Source organism: Ketobacter sp. GenoA1 (genome assembly GCF_003671475.1).
GTDB lineage: Bacteria > Pseudomonadota > Gammaproteobacteria > Pseudomonadales > Ketobacteraceae > Ketobacter.
The window spans coordinates 150149-166809 of sequence record NZ_RCHM01000044.1 but is presented as its reverse complement, the minus strand read 5'-3'; the positions used below and the strand labels follow the sequence as shown (position 1 = coordinate 166809).

At 55.7% G+C, this 16661-nt stretch carries 13 protein-coding genes and 1 pseudogene; 11 read left to right on the top strand and 3 right to left on the bottom strand.

Going from position 1 to position 16661, the window contains the following annotated elements; all coding sequences use genetic code 11:
* Positions 1-61: 61 nt before the first annotated feature.
* The 3 genes from D9N13_RS20040 to D9N13_RS20030 all read right to left on the bottom strand — a co-directional run bounded on the left by D9N13_RS20040 (position 62) and on the right by D9N13_RS20030 (position 2775).
* Positions 62-703, bottom strand: coding sequence for a hypothetical protein (locus D9N13_RS20040; protein ID WP_290593663.1), 642 nt, complete (start codon positions 701-703; stop codon positions 62-64).
* 15 nt (positions 704-718) lie between these two features.
* Complete coding sequence (locus tag D9N13_RS20035) at positions 719-2002, bottom strand: ammonium transporter (protein ID WP_290593661.1); 1284 nt, start codon at positions 2000-2002, stop codon at positions 719-721.
* Positions 2003-2271: 269 nt separating this feature from the next.
* On the bottom strand, positions 2272-2775 hold the full coding sequence (locus D9N13_RS20030; RefSeq protein WP_290593659.1) for a MarR family winged helix-turn-helix transcriptional regulator: 504 nt from the start codon (positions 2773-2775) through the stop codon (positions 2272-2274).
* 314 nt (positions 2776-3089) lie between these two features.
* On the opposite strand from D9N13_RS20030, the pseudogene ectA reads away from it, so the two are divergent.
* From ectA to D9N13_RS19975, 11 genes and pseudogenes are all read left to right on the top strand, one after another.
* A pseudogene (gene ectA / locus D9N13_RS20025) lies at positions 3090-3581 on the top strand (diaminobutyrate acetyltransferase); the annotation flags it as partial.
* Between the two features lie 75 nt (positions 3582-3656).
* Positions 3657-4961 carry a diaminobutyrate--2-oxoglutarate transaminase gene (gene ectB, locus D9N13_RS20020; protein ID WP_290593855.1) on the top strand — a complete coding sequence of 435 codons (1305 nt, stop codon included), beginning with the start codon at positions 3657-3659 and terminating at the stop codon, positions 4959-4961.
* Between the two features lie 62 nt (positions 4962-5023).
* Entirely contained in the window at positions 5024-5428 is a 405-nt protein-coding gene (locus D9N13_RS20015) for an ectoine synthase (protein WP_290593657.1), read from the top strand.
* A gap of 7 nt (positions 5429-5435) precedes the next feature.
* Positions 5436-6878 carry an aspartate kinase gene (locus D9N13_RS20010; protein WP_290593655.1) on the top strand — a complete coding sequence of 481 codons (1443 nt, stop codon included), beginning with the start codon at positions 5436-5438 and terminating at the stop codon, positions 6876-6878.
* Positions 6863-7756, top strand: a complete 894-nt coding sequence (locus tag D9N13_RS20005; protein WP_290593653.1) for a TPR end-of-group domain-containing protein — start codon at positions 6863-6865, stop codon at positions 7754-7756. Before D9N13_RS20010 ends, D9N13_RS20005 begins: the two co-directional genes overlap by 16 nt.
* The gene (locus D9N13_RS20000; RefSeq protein WP_290593651.1) at positions 7756-9165 is read left to right on the top strand and encodes a sodium/proline symporter; all 1410 of its coding nucleotides are present in this window, start codon (positions 7756-7758) and stop codon (positions 9163-9165) included. Before D9N13_RS20005 ends, D9N13_RS20000 begins: the two co-directional genes overlap by 1 nt.
* A gap of 102 nt (positions 9166-9267) precedes the next feature.
* A complete protein-coding gene (locus D9N13_RS19995; RefSeq protein ID WP_290593649.1) occupies positions 9268-10338 on the top strand; it encodes an efflux RND transporter periplasmic adaptor subunit in 1071 nt (356 codons plus the stop codon).
* Position 10339: 1 nt separating this feature from the next.
* Complete coding sequence (locus D9N13_RS19990) at positions 10340-13468, top strand: efflux RND transporter permease subunit (RefSeq protein WP_290593647.1); 3129 nt, start codon at positions 10340-10342, stop codon at positions 13466-13468.
* A 227-nt stretch (positions 13469-13695) separates the two neighbouring features.
* The gene (locus D9N13_RS19985; RefSeq protein WP_290593645.1) at positions 13696-13995 is read left to right on the top strand and encodes a hypothetical protein; all 300 of its coding nucleotides are present in this window, start codon (positions 13696-13698) and stop codon (positions 13993-13995) included.
* Between the two features lie 26 nt (positions 13996-14021).
* Positions 14022-15443, top strand: coding sequence for a sodium:solute symporter family protein (locus tag D9N13_RS19980; protein WP_290593643.1), 1422 nt, complete (start codon positions 14022-14024; stop codon positions 15441-15443).
* Between the two features lie 120 nt (positions 15444-15563).
* Positions 15564-16643 carry an aspartate carbamoyltransferase gene (locus tag D9N13_RS19975; RefSeq protein WP_290593641.1) on the top strand — a complete coding sequence of 360 codons (1080 nt, stop codon included), beginning with the start codon at positions 15564-15566 and terminating at the stop codon, positions 16641-16643.
* The last annotated feature ends 18 nt before the right edge of the window (positions 16644-16661 follow it).

The window sequence follows — 16661 nt, the reverse complement described above, 5'->3', positions numbered from 1 at the left end:
AAGCCAGCCTGTTCAACCTGCGTGCGGAGCAAGCCAGGTAAGGTACAAGTACCGATCGGGTCTATATAAAATACACCGGCGGTGTAATGTGTGCTTCCGGAATGGTGTTGGTTTTCTGCAAGGCAGCGTTCAGCATCTGGTCGGTTTTTACCGGCCCGTATAAATGGCAGCTTTCCACATAACCCAGATTAAAGAGTTTGCGCAGTAATCCCAGCTCAGCCCGGTTGGGCATGGCTTTTGCCCCTGAACGTAACCATTCCATTACGCTGCGGATGCTTGTGCTGTCATAGGGTTGTTGCTGAATACCGTCAAACTGAGCTTTGGTGATCTTCATGCGATCAGCCGGTTTGGCCAGCCCGGTAAACTCATCCTGCAGCGCCTGAAAAACCACCAGACCGTTTTTGTCGATGACTTCGCTGGCCTCCGGCTCCAGTGTCTTGCTGATGCTGTTGTTACTGTCGCGGCCGGGGCGGTCACCGGCACCCACTGACAGGGTGGCCCGTGACAGCTCGCGGAACAACTGGCCTTTCTTGATGGTGATGCGGTAATTGCTGTACAGCTCGTCAAGAAAGGCACTGACACCGAATTGCGGCCGGGTTGAATATTTCTTTTCCCAGAAGCGCATGACTTCGTCGCGAACCCCGTGGTCCAGGTTGGCCGCCAGCACCGCCAAAAATGCGTTTTTTCGTTCCGTCAGGGACATGTCTCACCTCCTTGGTTATTTGAAGCTTTGGGTGAGTTGATGGAATTCCGGATACCCCACTTCATGGTGCTCGGTAAAATCCAGTCCCCGTTGTTCATGCTCGCTGTCCACTCGCATGCCAATGGCCAGGTTCACCAGATGGAACAGCACCAGGCTGCCGAAAAAGGCCCAGACAAATCCGGCCCCAACCCCCACCAGCTGGGTCATGATACGATCGCTATTGAAAAGATCACCCTGATAAAACACGCCTGCTGCCAGTGTGCCCCAGGCACCGCCGATACCGTGCACCGGAATTGCTCCCACCACGTCATCCACCTTGCAGTACAGTAACAGGCGGGTACTGGGTACGATCAGCATGCCGGCGATGAAACCGGTGAGCACCGCGTACTGGGGTGCCATGCTCGCGCAGCCGGCGGTGATTCCAACCAGGCCCGCCAATGCGCCGTTAACACAGGACGTCAGCAGAACGGGCTGGCGCGCCAGGATACAGTACACCACGGTTCCCACCGCACCGGCGCAGGCGGCCAGATGCGTATTCAACGCAATAAGGCCGAGGCTTGCAGACGCCTCCAGGGTGGAACCGGCATTGAAACCGAACCATCCCATCCACAGAATAAAGCCCCCCAGAGCCACCAGGGACAAATTGTGGCCGGGGATCTCCCGGGGTTCACCGGTGGCGCGATCAAAGCGGCCCAGGCGTGGACCAATGACGATGGCCGCTGCCAGAGCGCACCAGCCACCCACTGAATGCACCACGGTGGAACCGGCAAAATCCACGAAGCCTTTTTGTGCCAGCCAGCCATTACTGTTCCATACCCAGGAACCGTAGATCGGATAAATTGCCGCAGTGACCACCACGGCACAGACAATATAGCTGGTGAACTTGGTCCGCTCGGCAATGGCGCCACTGACGATGGTGGCGGCGGTGGCGGCAAACATGGATTGGAACAGCAGCATGGTGTAGTCATGCTGGGAGGCATCATTAAGCATGAAGTGGGATTCGCCGAACCAGCCGGTGCTGCTTTGCCCGAACATCAGCCCATAGCCCACCGTCCAGAACACCAGGCTGGCCAGGCAGACATCGATGAAATTCTTCATCATCACATTAATGGAATTTTTGGCCCGGGTGCTGCCGGATTCCAGCAGGGCAAAGCCAGCCTGCATAAAGAACACCAGTACGGAGGCAGTAACCACCCACAGCGTATTCATGTTGACGATGAGTTCCTGCTCTCCTGCAAATGCGCTACCGGAAATCGCAGACAATAAGAGTCCAGCGCATGACAAAGTGATGCGTTTCACGGGCAAATCCTCGTTAAAGTGTGACGGGGTTAAATATTTTTATGTCTTTAACAGGTTTAGTAAGGTGCAGAAGACTGGTCAAGAAGTGTGCAGGCTCATGGCGCGCAAGAAGCTTTAATTGAACGCTGTCCATTTGCTTTGTATCGAGTTGGTGCATTTTTTTGGTTTATTTTTTATAGGATTGAGTAAGGCGCATCGGTTTGGTGCGCAGGGGCGATAAATGTGTTTTTTTGTAAGAACCCGGATGCCCCGCTCCGGGTCACGTCACTTTACCCTTCCGATGGCGGGTCGATATTCAGGTCCGCGCGGTCCAGCTTGCCCACTTCCAGAAAGGGTGCCGCATCCAGTTCCTGCGCGTCCATCATTTCCGCTACCCGTTGCAGGGCGGCAATGATCATGGATTGCTCCCAGTCCTGCAGACGCTCAAATTTTTGCGTGAATTGATCCTGCAGCGGCAGGGGGGCGGTTTTCAACACCTCATGGGCGGTTTCGGTCAGGTGGGCGTGGACTTTGCGTTTGTCTGCCTGGGAGCGTTGCCGGTATACCAGGCCTCGTTTTTCCAAACGGTCCATGATGGTGGTCACGGTGGCCTGGCTCAGACTGATGTCATGGGCCAACTCACCGATGGTGGCTTCTCCCTTATTACGGATGGCCTGCATCAACATGATTTGCGGCGCGGTCAGGCCGGTGGTTTTGGCCAGGTGCTTGGAATGCAGGTCAGTGGCACGAATGACCCGCCGCAGGGCGATCAGTACATCGGCGATATTGCTCAAGGATTGTTCCTTCCTGAAAAAGTGTTCTGCCTTCGATCGATTTTAGACCGGTAGCGATTATACGTTTTATCCGGGCTCGGGGGGTCAAAATCACAAAAAACGCCCAAAAATGGCCTAAATCGGGATTAGACGCCCTGAATTGATTCACGGGCTGGACATTTAATTTATTTTGAGTACAATGTATCTCGACTTTAGCAACCAACGCAGAGCCATGCTTAATTTAGCTGAAATTTCAAGCACATTCCGATTTTCCCATCTTTTATCCTGTCTTTTACCCTTAGACCTCTAATTAACCAGAAGCGTAAATTGATATTATGAATCCACGACCTAATCAAAAGTTAGATCTGTGTTTCCGCGCGCCTGTGTCTCAGGATGGGGCGTCCGTGCACAACTTAATCAGCCAATGTCCCCCGTTGGACACCAATTCCATGTACTGCAATTTGTTGCAGTGCAGCCATTTTGCCGACACGTCGGTGGCGGTCACCCTGCACGATGAGCTGGTGGGGTTTATTTCCGGCTACATACTGCCTGATCGGCCCAACACGCTGTTTATCTGGCAGGTGGCGGTCAGTTCGGCTGCTCGCGGCCAGGGTCTGGCCGGCAGAATGATCGAGCATATCCTGGCACGCCCGGCCTGCAAACAGGTGGCGTTTTTGGAAACCACGGTGACCGCGGACAACGATGCCTCCTGGGGCTTGTTCGAAGGTGTCGCTCGGCGTCTGGATACCGAATTGAATCGTAGTGTGATGTTCGATCGCGAACAGCACTTTAACGGCAGCCACGACAGTGAGCTATTGGCCCGTATCGGGCCCTTCGAGTGCCAGGCGCTGCCGAACGTTAAAACTGTTTCTAATGTTGCCAACTTTACCGGAGAGAAGAATATGAAAATTTTTGAAGAGATCGAATCGGAAGTACAGAGTTATGCACGCTCTTTCCCCCGCGTGTTCAACAAGGCTCAGGCTGAGTTTCTGTACGATGAGGAAGGCAACCAGTATCTGGATTTCCTCGCCGGTGCCGGTACCCTGAACTACGGCCATAATCATCCGGTGTTCAAAGAAAAACTGATGGAGTATATCCTCCGCGACGGGATTACCCATGGCCTGGACATGCACACCCAGGCTAAAGGTGAGTTTCTGGAATCGTTCAACGAGAAGATTCTGAAGCCGCGCAATCTGGAATATATGGTGCAGTTCACCGGGCCTACCGGAACCAATGCGGTGGAAGCAGCCTTGAAGCTGGCCCGTAACGTCAAGGGGCGGGAGAACATCATCTCCTTCACCAACGGATTCCACGGTGTCAGCCTGGGTTCGCTGGCTACAACCGGTAACTCCCATCACCGCGGTGCAGCCGGCGTCAGCCTGGGTGGTACCAGCCGGATGCCGTTTGATGGCTATCTGGGGGATGGTTTCGACACCACTCATTATCTGGATAAAGTGTTGTCCGATTCCAGCAGCGGCATCGACAAGCCAGCGGCCGTGATCGTGGAAACGGTGCAGGGCGAGGGTGGCATCAATGCCGCAAGCTTTGAATGGCTGCGTCATCTTGAGCAGGTTTGCCGCAAGCATGACATGCTGCTGATCGTGGATGACATCCAGGCCGGTTGTGGCCGTACCGGAACCTTCTTCAGCTTTGAAGAAGCCGGCATCAAACCGGATATCGTCACCCTGTCCAAATCATTGAGTGGTTACGGCCTGCCGTTCGCCGTGGTATTGATCCGCCCGGACCTGGATCAGTGGCGTCCGGGTGAACACAATGGCACCTTCCGCGGCAACAACCTGGCATTTGTCACCGCCAAGGCAGCCATCGATCATTTCTGGTCGGACGATGCGTTCAGTAAAGAGATCAAGCGTAAAGGGGCTTACATTAAACAGCGCCTGGACGCCATTGTGGATCAGTATGGTGAAGGCAACTTCACCACACGGGGCCGCGGTATGTTCCAGGGTATCAACTGCGTTAATGGTGAATTGGCGGAGAAGATCACCCGCAAGGCGTTCAAGAACAATCTGGTGATTGAAACCAGCGGCGCGGACGACCAGGTGATCAAATTCCTGGTACCGTTGATCATCAGTGATGAATCCCTGAAGAAAGGCATTGATATTGTGGAAGAGGCGATCAAGGAAGTGTGCGACGCGGAAGGCCGCATACCCAAGGAGCGTCAATTTTATGTGGTTAAGAAAGTCAGTTGATCCGATTGCACCTGAACCATTGAAAACATCATTCCATAAGCAGTATTACAGCAGGTATTAACATGATCGTACGACAACTTCAGGAAGCAGAAGAAAGAGGGCGCAAAATTGTCGATCCCAAAGGTAACTGGGACAGCACCCGGATGCTGTTGAAAGACGACAATATGGGATTTTCTTTCCACATCACCACTATCTATAAGGGTGCCGATTTCCAGATGCATTACCAGAATCACCTGGAATCCGTGTACTGCATGTCCGGTAAGGGTGAGGTGGAAACGCTGGACGACGGCAAAGTTTATCCCATTACGCCGGGTACTCTGTACATCCTGGACAAGCACGACAAACATGTTCTGCGCGCTTTTGAAGAGATGAAAATGGCCTGTGTCTTTAATCCACCGTTAACCGGTAAGGAAGTACACAACGCCGAAGGCGCATACGAACTGGAAGCCGAAAAAATAGAGGAATAAACCAAACATGTCTTTTCACAGTGTTGAGAAGATTGGCGGCACTTCGATGAGTAACTACGCCGCTGTTCGCGACAATATTATTCTGGGGCCGGGTGAAAAGCCGGTGCGTTATAACCGGGTGTTTGTGGTTTCGGCCTATGGTGGTGTCACCAACAAATTGCTGGAACACAAAAAAACCGGTCAACCCGGCGTTTATGAGCTGTTTTCCCGGGGTGTCAGTGACCAGGGTTGGCAGGATGCGCTGGCCGCGCTGAAACAGGAACTGTGCGGCATCAACGCCGAGCTGTTCCGGGATGCCCGTTCCCTGCGGGAAGCCAATGAATTTGTCACCGAACGCCTGAATGACGCCCAGCGCTGCCTGACCGATTTGGGCCGACTGTGCCTGCACGGGCATTTTGCCCTGGATGCGCATCTGCATACGGTACGGGAAATGCTGGCCAGCATCGGCGAAGCCCACAGCGCCTGGAATATGGCCAAGCTGCTGCAACAGGATGGTGTCAACGCCTGTTTTGTGGATCTCACCGGCTGGCGCGCCAGCCAGCATATGTCCCTGGATGAACGCATCGAGCAGGCTTTTGCCAACATCGATCTCAGCACCCAGCTGCCCATTGCCACCGGCTATGCGCACAGTGAACAGGGCCTGATGTCCACCTTTGATCGTGGTTACAGTGAAATGACCTTCAGCCGCATCGCTGTGCTCACCGGAGCCTGTGAAGCCGTGATTCACAAGGAATTTCACTTGAGCAGCGCCGATCCGCGTCTGGTTGGCGAAGGCAACGCGGTGCCCATTGGTCGCACCAATTACGATGTGGCGGACCAGTTGGCCAACCTGGGGATGGAGGCTATTCACCCCAAGGCGGCGAAAGGGCTGCGCAAGCACAATATCCCGTTGCGGGTGAAGAATACCTTTGAGCCGGAACACGCCGGAACCCTGATCACCAGTGATTACGTCAGTGAGTCACCCTGTGTTGAAATCATCGCCGGCTGCCGGGGTGTGTACGCCATTGAGGTGTTCGACCAGGATATGGCGGGCAACATCGATCTGTATGATCGGGAGATTCTGGCAACGGTGAAGCGTTTCCACGGTCATATTGTGTCCAAGGATATTAACGCCAATACCATCACTCATTATCTGTCCACCAATTTGAAAACCGTGAAACGCATTCGTGCTGCCTTGCAGGAGCGATTTGCCGATGCGGAAATCAACCAGAAGAAGGTGGCCATTGTGTCTGCCATCGGCAGCGACATGCAGGTGCCGGGTATGTTGGCGCAGACGGTGTCGGCTTTGGCGGAAAGCAACATCAGCGTTTTGGCCATGCACCAATCCATGCGCCAGGTGGATATGCAGTTCGTGATTGGCGAAGATGACTACGCGCCGGCCATCAAGGCATTGCACAGTCAGTTGGTGGAAGTACACGACCATGGAAGGGCCATATGCCTCGCCTGTTAACCACGCTCACTATATTGCTGCTGTGCACGTTAAACGCAACGGCCGCCGCGGACACAGTCCCGGCGGCCGCTGTGCAAGAGGCGGTTGATAACCTGGAAGAACCCCTGTATTCCCCGTTCATAGAACGCTATGTGCTGGATGAACTCAAGCAGTTGCGTACCGACATGGGTGCCCAGAGGGCGGAGTTCATTCAAATGACAGTGGATCGTGAGCACTCTGCCGTGGACCGCGCCGTAACCTACGCCACCGATACCATTACCTATTTCTTCTACTTGATTGCGGCGGCCAGCTCAATTCTGGTGCTGGTGGGATGGACGTCCATTCGCGAAATCAAGGAGCGGGTACACTCACTGGCGGATGAGGAAATCAACCGCTTGATCAAGCAGTATGAGGCCAGGTTGGAGTCCATTGAGCAGCAGTTAAGCCAGAAATCCCAGCACATTGAGGAAAACCGCGAACAGATTGAAACCACCAACGAGGTGCAGTCGCTCTGGCTGCGTGCCGGCCAGGAAACCAACATAACCAAAAAAATTCTGATTTATGATCAGATTCTGGGGGTGCGGCCGGAGGATTGCGAGGCGCTCACCTACAAGGCGGATGCCGTGCTGGAGCTGGGCGAACCGCAATGGGCATCCAACCTGTGCCACCAGGCTTTACGCATCGATCCGGAAAATACCCATGCATTTTATCAACTGGCCTGCGCCAACACAGTGATGGGCCACCTGGATGAGGCGGTGCACTATCTGGGGGATGTGCTGCAGCAAACGGAAAGTTACCGACAGGATATTATTGATGATCCGGTGCTGTTGCCGCTGCATGATCTCGAATCGTTCCAGGTGTTACTGGGGCTTTACACTGACAACGAAAAGGCGGGCTAATGGTCGCAAGTTTTCTGTTTTTCCTGGGGTTATTTGTTGCCATCGGTTTGAGTTCGGTGCTGAGCAGCCGGCAAACCAAGCAGGATTATTACCTGGCCAGCAGTTCGGTGAGCCCGGCGTTGGTGGGATTGTCGGCGGTGGCCACCAACAACAGCGGTTATATGTTCATCGGGGTGATCGGTTACACCTACGCCACCGGCCTTGCCGCCATCTGGATCATGGTAGGCTGGATACTGGGTGATTTTCTTGCCTCCATTTACGTGCACCGGCGTTTACGCAAGGCCACCGAGGCCAGCGGTGAGGTGAGCTATGCCGGGGTACTGAGTAATTGGTACGGTGGCAGGCACGATTCCTTGCAGCGCTTGATCGGGTTGGTGTCGCTGGTGTTTTTGCTGGCCTATGCCAGTGCCCAATTGGTGGCGGGCAGCAAAGCACTGCAGGTACTGTTTGGCTGGCCGCAATGGGCTGGCGCTGTGATGGGGGCAACCCTGGTACTGGCCTATTGCTGGGCCGGTGGAATTCGGGCATCCATCTGGACCGACGCGGCTCAATCGGTGGTGATGATCGTGGCCATGGGACTGTTGCTGGTGGTGGCCACCAGCGCCCTGGGTGGGATTGACGGCTCGTGGCAGAAGATGGGGGCCATTGACGGCTTCCTGGACTGGTTTCCCAAGGACATGGTGCTACCCGGATTGGCGGGCGGCATCCTGTTTGCGATCAGCTGGGCGTTTGCCGGCATGTCGGTGATCGGTCAACCGCATATTATGGTGCGCTTTATGGCACTGGACGATCAGAGTCGCATGCTGCGGGCCCGCGCCTGGTACTATCTCTGGTTCCTGGCGTTCTATGCCATGGCCACCGGGGTGGGCATGTTGTCCCGGGTGTACCTGGGGGATCCTGCAGCGTTTGATGCTGAGCTGGCTCTGCCCACCATGGCCCAGGAACTGTTCCCGCCGGTATTGGTGGGGCTGGTGTTGGCGGGCATCTTTGCAGCAACCCTGTCCACGGCAGACTCCCTGATCCTCAGTTGTTCTGCTGCGCTAACCCATGATGTATTACCTCACAACATTGAAAACACCCGTGAAATCAAGATGGTGACAGCGGTGGTCTGCGCTTTGGCGTTGGGCTGGGCACTGCTGAACCGGGAAAGCGTATTCAGTCTGGTAATACTGGCCTGGTCCGGTCTGGCCAGTGCTTTTGCGCCCCTGTTGCTGGTGCTGTGCTTCGGGCTGCGGCCTTCCCAGAGGTTAAGCATCATAGCGGTGGTGGTTGGCTTCCTGGTATCCCTGGTGTGGCGTTTTGCCGGCCTGCACGGCGCGGTGTATGAGGGTATGCCCGCCATCATCGCCGGCCTGGCCGTATTGCTGGTGGGTGTTCGTCTGAACGCTTCTTCTACAGCAGTTTCATAACGAAACCATTTTCATGGCATAGTGTCAGCTTATAAAGAGCGGCCTTTTCACCAAAAGCTGACCTTTTTACTAGAAGCTGACGTTTTCACTAGAAGTTGACCTGTGTCCGGAGATGATGTGATGCTGACTGCGCGCTGTGGGTTCGTGCTGCCGTTTTTTTTGTCCGCCTTTTGTATGGTGTTGCCCCTGAACCCCGCGCTTGCCCAGGACGTGGGGGTGGTGGTGCGGACGGTGCAATCCGAGCAGATTGCGGATCCGTTGGAGGCTCTGGGCACACTTAAGCCCAACGAGTTCGTTACAGTGACGGCGAACGTGGCGGAAACCATTGAGGCGATCCTGTTTGAAAGTGGCCAGAGGGTGGCGCAAGGGGCGGTGCTGGCGCGGCTGGAAAGCGCCGAGGAGCAGGCCGTTCTGCAGGAAGCCCGGTACACGGTGGATGAGGCTGAGTCCCAGTTGGAGCGCATCAGAGCGGTGGCCAAACGCGGCGATGCCTCGCAATCATTGCTGGATGAGAAACAGCGTGAGTTCTATGTGGCGCGGGCGCGGCTGGCGGCCATCGAATCCCGCCTGGCCAACCGGGTAATACGGGCACCGTTTTCCGGCAGAGTGGGGCTGCGTAACGTCAGTGCGGGCGCCTACGTTGCCCCCGGGGACGTCATCACCACCCTGGTGGACGATTCTCTCATGAAACTCGACTTCAATGTGCCTTCCTTATTCCTTGCTTCGCTGCGGCCGGGCGTGGCCATTCGCGCCCGAGCCCGCGCCCTGGGCGACCGCTATTTCGATGGTGTGGTGGAATCCATCGACAATCAGGTGGACCCGGTATCCCGTTCGGTGACCGTGCGCGCGCTGCTGGATAACGCCGCAGGCCATCTGCAAGCGGGCCTGTTGATGGAGGTGGTGCTGCAGAGCAATCCCCGCACCGCATTAGTGGTGCCGGAATCCGCCTTGGTGCAGCAGCGCGATGAGCATTATTTGTTTGTGGTGCGGGAGCAGGGGGCTGGTTTGGCGGTGGAGAAAACACAGGTCAACATCGGCGTGCGCTTAAACGGCCGCGTGGAAGTCCTGGCAGGGGTGGCCGCCGGTGACCGAATCGTGGTGGACGGTACCCTTAAATTGCAGGATGGCGTGGCCATATTCACTCTGGATCGTTCACCTGCGATGGGTGACTGAGATGTTGATTTCCGATATTTCCGTCAAGCGTCCGGTATTCGCTTCTGTGCTATCCCTGTTGTTGATTGCCTTTGGGCTGGTGGCGTTCGACCGCTTGTCGTTGCGGGAGTATCCACGTATTGATCCGCCGGTGGTGACCGTTGATACCGCCTATCGGGGGGCTGCCGCCGCCGTGGTGGAAACCCGTATTACCCAGATCATCGAAGAGCGTATCGCCGGTATCGAGGGCATTCGCTATGTGGAATCCGTCAGCAGCGACGGCAATTCCCGCATCACCATTGAGTTCGACATCGACCGTGACATTGATTCCGCCGCCAACGACGTGCGGGATCGGGTGGCCGGTATTTCTGACAATCTGCCGCAGGAAGCAGACCCGCCTGAAATACAGAAACAGAGTGGTGATGACGACGTCATCATGTGGCTGAATCTGGTGGGGGAAGGCATGACCGTGCCGGAGCTGTCGGATTATGCGGAGCGCTATCTGGTGGATCGTTTTTCGGTGATCAGCGGTGTGGCCCGGGTGCGGGTGGGCGGAGGCCAACGTTATGCCATGCGGGTGTGGCTGGATCGAAATCAGCTGGCAGCCCGGGGCTTGACAGCCAACGACGTGGAATCGGCACTGCGGGCGGAGAACGTGGAACTGCCGGCGGGCACCATTGAAGGGGAAACACGACAACTGACCGTACGGGTGCAGCGTGCGTTTGCCGACGCCACGGATTTTGCCAACCTGGTGCTGGCCCGTGGCGATAACGGCTATCTGGTACGCCTGGGGGATGTGGCCCGGGTGGAGCGGGGCACGGAAGAAACCCGCATCCTGTTTCGGGGTAACGGTATCCCCCAGGTGGGGATCGGCATCATCAAGCAATCCACGGCCAATACCATTGAAGTGGCCCGCGGTGCCAAGCGGGAGCGGGAGCGGGTCAACGCCATGCTGCCGGAGCATATGAGCCTGGAGCAGAGTTACGACTCTTCCGTGTTCGTGGAGGATGCGGTGCAACAGGTCTACACCACGCTGGCCATTGCCATCGGCCTGGTGGTGTTGATGATTTATCTTTTCCTGGGCAGTGCCCGGGCCATGCTGGTGCCGGCGGTAACGGTGCCGGTGTCCATTGTGGCAACCTCCATAGCGCTGTTGCTGTTTGGGTTTTCGATCAACCTGCTGACCTTGCTGGCACTGGTGTTGGCCATTGGCCTGGTGGTGGATGATGCCGTGGTGGTGCTGGAAAACGTGGTGCGACGCATGCAGGAGTACGGCGAGCCACCCTTGTTGGCGGCCTATCGCGGTACGCGTCAGGTGGGGTTTGCCGTGATTGCCACCACGCTGGTGCTGGTGGCGGTGTTTGTTCCCATTGCGTTTCTGCAGGGGGATCTGGGGCGCTTGTTTTCAGAGTTTGCGCTCACCATGACGGCGGCGGTGTGTTTTTCCACGCTGATTGCATTGACGCTTTCCCCTATGCTGGCGTCCAAATTACTGCGGCCGAACGACGATCACAGTCCGGTGGTCAAGTTGGTGGATGCGGTGTTTGCCTGGCTGAAAGCCGGTTACGGTCGCAGTATTGAATTTTGCATGAACGCACCCTGGGTGGTGGTGATCGGCTTTGTGAGTCTGTTGGTTGCCTGTTATGTGCTGTTCAAAGGCATACCCTCGGAGTATGCCCCCCGTGAGGATCGTGGCGTGTTTTACCTGATGGTGAACGGGCCGGAAGGGGCCACCTATGAGTACATGGAAAAATACATGGATGAAATCGAACGGCGCATGATGCCCTACGTGGAACAGGAAGAAATAACCCGCTTGTTGATTCGGGCACCGCGCGGTTTCGGCAGTCAGCAAAATTTCAACACCGGCGTGGTGATCAACGTGTTGAATGATTGGGCCAAGCGCCGTGGGGGCTTTGAAATCATGGCCGAGGTGCGGCAAAAGCTGCAGGATTTACCGGGTGTACGCGCCTTCCCCGTGATGCGCCAGGGCTTTGGTGCCCGGGCCCAAAAACCGGTGCAGTTTGTCTTGGGTGGCGGCACCTATGAAGAGCTGGCGCAATGGCGCGATATTCTGATGGAGAAAATCAACGCCGATAACCCCGGTTTGCTGGGCATCGATTGGGATTACAAGGAAACGCAACCGCAACTGAATGTGGTGATCGACTACAATCGGGCGGCGGATCTTGGGGTGTCGGTGGGAAATATCGGCCGTACTCTGGAAACCATGCTGGGCTCGCGCCGGGTGACCACTTATATCGAGCAGGGCGAGGAGTACGACGTTATTCTCGAGGGTGAACGCAGTAACCAGAATACGCCCATCAGTTTGCAGAACATTTATGTGCGGGCGGAGCGGGTGAATCAGTTGGTACCCCTGGCCAATCTGGTGAAGCTGGAAGAATTTGCCGGCGCCACCACGCTGAATCGTTACAATCGGGTGCGCGCCATTACCCTGGAGGCCAATCTGGCGGAGGGCGTTTCCCTGGGCGAGGCACTGGGCTACCTGGAAGGATTGGTGCGGGCGCATTTGCCGCCTAATGTGAACATCGATTACAAGGGCCAGTCCCGTGATTATCAGTTTGCCGGCGAGAGTATCCTGTTTGTGTTTCTGCTGGGGGTGCTGGTTACCTTTTTGGTGTTGGCGGCGCAGTTCGAAAGTTATGTGCATCCCTTCATTATCATGCTCACCGTGCCGCTTGCCATGTGTGGTGGTTTGTTCGGGCTTTACCTGACCGGCAGTTCGTTGAATATCTATTCCCAGATCGGCCTGATGATGCTGGTGGGGCTGGCGTCGAAAAACGGCATTCTGATTGTGGAGTTTGCCAATCAGTTGCGGGATCAGGGGGTGGAATTCAAGGCCGCCATCATTGAGGCTACTCAGGTTCGTTTTCGCCCTATTCTGATTACCGGAATCACCACCGCCGCTGGTTCCATTCCCCTGATCAGTTCCAGTGGCGCCGGTGCGGAAACCCGGCTGGTGATCGGTGTGGTGGTGCTGGCGGGCACCTTGGCGGCGACACTGTTTACGCTTTACGTGGTTCCGGTGGCCTATGAATTGCTGGCGCGCAACACCGGATCGCCCGGTGACGTGGCCCGTAAACTGGCGCTCCAGGAGCAAAAAACACCGGAAAAACCGCCTCCGGGCGCAAATTGAATTGAGTTCAAAGCTTTGTTACCCTGAGTGCTTAACTCACAAGCGATCATCGCTTAACAGTTGCTATGACACCCGACTCCTCCCAGCGTAATGTGCTCCCACCCCTCAAACGTTCCGTGAAGTTTCTGCTTTTATGCGCACTCCTGGTGCAATCTGCACCGGTCTGGAGTCAGGGTTTGCCGCCGTTACAACTTAGTGCTCAGAAAGTAAGCGAGGGTTTTATCACTTTGAGCTGGAACGAATTGGGGGAGCCGCAGCCTGTCACGGTACAGGTGTCCACAGATCCGCAAGCGCAACAGCTGGTGCGAAGTCTCAGTCTGCAAGGGCAATCGCAGGTTCATCTCAGTGGCTTTGACAATGGTGTTTATTTTGCCCGTTTACTGAATCGGGGCGATGTGCCGTTAACCCGGGCAACGCGCTTTGAGGTTCAGCATCGGGCCCTGCCGGACGCGATGGTGCTGTTTGCCATCGGTGCCGGGTTGTTTGTTTTTCTGATGGTCACATTGTTGCGTTTCACTCGCTCTTAATCCAAAAACAATAACCGACGGATCTTATGTATTCCGCACAGATATCGACTCAAAACGCTGTCATCATTCTTGTTCTTTTCGGCATTGCCTGGGTGGGGTTTGGCTGGTGGCTGGGGCGCCGTAACCGCACCATCGACGACTTTATGCTGGCCGGGCGCAATGTGGGCTTGGCGTTGGCGTCGGCCACCGCCATGGCCACCTGGGTCACCAGTAATACCACTCTGGTGGCCCCCCAGCTGACCTATCAGTTTGGTATCTGGGGGATGGTGGGGTATTCCATGGCTGCCCTCGGATTGATTTTGTTCGCGCCCCTGGCAAAACGCATCAAGTCGTTGATGCCCAAGGGTTTTACCTGCGGTGATTTTATTCGCGTGCGCTATGGGCGGAGCACATGGTATGTGTTTCTGGTGGTGTCCTTTTGCTATGCCATGGGCTGGTTGATCAGCCTGGGCATGGCCGGTGGCATTTTATTGAACGCCTTAAGCGGGTTGGATTATCACGTGGGCATGACGGTGATATTGGCCATCTGTGTGGGCTATACCCTGTTGGGCGGGCTGCGAGCGGTGATCGCCACCGACTTTATCCAGACGGTGATCATTCTCTGTGGTGTGCTCTTTATCGGCTATGTGTGCTGGCGCGATGTGGGATTGACCACGATCTACGACAGCGTCAGCCGTGAGCAACCCCAATTGCTGAATCTGCTGTTTCCTGCGGCCATCATGTTTCTGTTCAACAACCTGTTCTTTGGTATCGGTGAAATATTTCATTCCAACGTTTGGTGGTCGCGGGCCTTCGCCTTCCGTGATGGCATCGGCAAACGGGCGTACCTGATATCCGGTTTGATGTGGTTGCCGATCCCCATCGTAACCGGTTTTATCGCCCTGGCGGCACCGGCCTTGGGTCTCTATCCCCCCAGCCCGGATATGGTGGGCCCCATGGTGGCCGCAAAATTGCTTGGCAGTATCGGAGCCGTGTTCGTGTTCATCGTGGTGTTTTCAGCGTTGGCGTCCAGCCTGGATTCCCTGTTGGCGGCCACCAGCGATCTGTTAACCGAAGATGTCTACCGCGGCCTGATCCGCCCCGATGCCAGTAATGCGCATCTGTTCAAGGTGAGCAAATGGGTGATCTTGGGGCTGGGTGTGGTCACCTGGGTTCTGTGTCTGCCGCGCATGACCACGCTGGGCGAACTGTTGAACTTCACCGGCGCATTTGTCGCCAGTACCATCTGGCCCATTGTGTTCGGCCTTTATCGCCCACGCCTGGGCGGATTGTACGCGGGGCTGGCCATGGCGCTGGGCACGGCCATTGGATTGGTGGCCTATACTCAGATAGGCTTTTATGTGGCCGCGTTAACATCCTGCCTGGTGTCTTTAGCGATATGTTTGGTTGGGTTGGCCTTGTACGATGATGAATTCAACTGGGAACGCTTACAGCGTATGGAGAAATAACGTGCCAATTAGCGAAACCTTGTTCGAAGTATTGGTTGGAGGGGCCTTGCTTGTCACCTGCGCGTCTCCGGTTGTTTTGATATCGCTTTTGATTCTGGACTGGAAGCGGGGGACACTGTGGTGAATGATTTTAAAGAGCGCAATGTTGAGTTTCAGCGCGCTGTACCGGATGTGTACGGTGATGCGCATCCCAAGGGATTACTGAAATCCATTCAGGAAGACGGCGAGCACTTGAAGCAACTGTCCTCGCAACACATCATTTCCTCAGATCAGTTCGGCCGTGATGTTCTGCTGCAACTGTTTCGTCTGGCAGCCAAGTTTGAAGCTAATCCGCAACGTTTTCGCACGCCGTTACAGGGCAAGATTCTGATCAGCGCCTTCTATGAGCCCAGCACCCGTACCCGCCTTTCCTTTGAAAGTGCCTGGCATCGGCTGGGCGGCGACATCATGTCGATTACGGATCGTTCCACTACGGGCATTGCCAAGGGTGAGTCATTGTCCGATGTGGGGGAGATGTTCAACAATTATGGCGATTGTGTGGTGTTGCGCGATACCAACGAATCCTCGGTAAAAGACATGATGCGCAGCCTGCGTATTCCCATCATCAATGCCGGCAACGGATTGGATGAGCACCCGACCCAGGCGCTGGCGGATCTGTATACCATTTTCAAGTGGCGGCCGGATTTGCTCAGTGACAGCGGCGAGCAGCGCCAGCCCATCCGCATGGGCATCATCGGTGTACCCAATCAGATGCGAACAGTACGCAGTCTGTTGAAGATGCTGGCGATTTTTCCTGAGTGCCTGGAGGAGGTGGTGATCATTCATGATGAAGAGGGCGACCGCATCTGGGATGCAGGGCAGCTGGAACAGTTGCAGCAGGCCGGGCTGAAGATCACCATCAGCACGGACATGGACAAGGCACTGCCGACGTTGGATGTGGTTTACATCAATGCCATCGCCTGGAAAGGGGATGGCTTTGAATCCTATGGTGCCAGTTTTGTCCTGGATCGAAAATCCCCACTCAAGAAGCACGCCATTGTGCTGCACCCGCTGGCCCGTGGTGATGAGCTGTCCACCGACCTGGATGAAACACCCCACAACTGGTATTTCTCCCAGGCCCGTGGTGCTGTGTTCCTGCGCATGGCCCTGCTCACCTGCATGTGTGAGCGCATCGAACGGGTAATGGATGTCTGGATGTAAATGTGTGCCCGCGAGGGT

Coding starts and splice junctions, on each gene's coding strand:
- D9N13_RS20000 (WP_290593651.1), top strand. CDS start 7,756: ATGGTCGCAAGTTTTCTGTTTTTCCTGGGGTTATTTGTTGCCATCGGT.
- D9N13_RS20005 (WP_290593653.1), top strand. CDS start 6,863: ATGCCTCGCCTGTTAACCACGCTCACTATATTGCTGCTGTGCACGTTA.
- D9N13_RS20015 (WP_290593657.1), top strand. CDS start 5,024: ATGATCGTACGACAACTTCAGGAAGCAGAAGAAAGAGGGCGCAAAATT.
- D9N13_RS20040 (WP_290593663.1), bottom strand. CDS start 703: ATGTCCCTGACGGAACGAAAAAACGCATTTTTGGCGGTGCTGGCGGCC.
- D9N13_RS20010 (WP_290593655.1), top strand. CDS start 5,436: ATGTCTTTTCACAGTGTTGAGAAGATTGGCGGCACTTCGATGAGTAAC.
- D9N13_RS19990 (WP_290593647.1), top strand. CDS start 10,340: ATGTTGATTTCCGATATTTCCGTCAAGCGTCCGGTATTCGCTTCTGTG.
- ectB (WP_290593855.1), top strand. CDS start 3,657: ATGAAAATTTTTGAAGAGATCGAATCGGAAGTACAGAGTTATGCACGC.
- D9N13_RS19980 (WP_290593643.1), top strand. CDS start 14,022: ATGTATTCCGCACAGATATCGACTCAAAACGCTGTCATCATTCTTGTT.